Below are 820 nucleotides of genomic sequence, written 5' to 3'. Positions count from 1 at the left end.
GGCACTGTTGCAAATAGTCGGTGGTGATAAACTTATCATCCCCTTTTGCTGATGGAGCTGCACATGAACCCATTCAAAGGCCGGCATTTTCAGCGTGACATCATTCTGTGGGCCGTACGCTGGTACTGCAAATACGGCATCAGTTACCGTGAGCTGCAGGAGATGCTGGCTGAACGCGGAGTGAATGTCGATCACTCCACGATTTACCGCTGGGTTCAGCGTTATGCGCCTGAAATGGAAAAACGGCTGCGCTGGTACTGGCGTAACCCTTCCGATCTTTGCCCGTGGCACATGGATGAAACCTACGTGAAGGTCAATGGCCGCTGGGCGTATCTGTACCGGGCCGTCGACAGCCGGGGCCGCACTGTCGATTTTTATCTCTCCTCCCGTCGTAACAGCAAAGCTGCATACCGGTTTCTGGGTAAAATCCTCAACAACGTGAAGAAGTGGCAGATCCCGCGATTCATCAACACGGATAAAGCGCCCGCCTATGGTCGCGCGCTTGCTCTGCTCAAACGCGAAGGCCGGTGCCCGTCTGACGTTGAACACCGACAGATTAAGTACCGGAACAACGTGATTGAATGCGATCATGGCAAACTGAAACGGATAATCGGCGCCACGCTGGGATTTAAATCCATGAAGACGGCTTACGCCACCATCAAAGGTATTGAGGTGATGCGTGCACTACGCAAAGGCCAGGCCTCAGCATTTTATTATGGTGATCCCCTGGGCGAAATGCGCCTGGTAAGCAGAGTTTTTGAAATGTAAGGCCTTTGAATAAGACAAAAGGCTGCCTCATCGCTAACTTTGCAACAGTGCC

1 protein-coding gene is annotated in these 820 nt (G+C 52.4%); it reads left to right on the top strand.

Annotated elements, in window-relative coordinates:
• The first annotated feature begins 63 nt into the window (after window positions 1-63).
• Window positions 64-768 carry an IS6-like element IS26 family transposase gene (locus K5R89_RS27140; RefSeq protein WP_001067855.1) on the top strand — a complete coding sequence of 235 codons (705 nt, stop codon included), beginning with the start codon at window positions 64-66 and terminating at the stop codon, window positions 766-768.
• Window positions 769-820: the final 52 nt, after the last annotated feature.

Source organism: Klebsiella sp. TF21-TM (genome assembly GCF_019753495.1).
GTDB lineage: Bacteria > Pseudomonadota > Gammaproteobacteria > Enterobacterales > Enterobacteriaceae > Klebsiella > Klebsiella quasipneumoniae.
The sequence above is the reverse complement of the archived record's forward strand: the minus strand, read 5'-3'. Positions and strand labels throughout refer to the sequence as shown.

Bases quoted from the DNA above. Each gene is read 5' to 3' on its own strand.
- K5R89_RS27140 (WP_001067855.1), top strand. From the start codon at position 64: ATGAACCCATTCAAAGGCCGGCATTTTCAGCGTGACATCATTCTGTGG.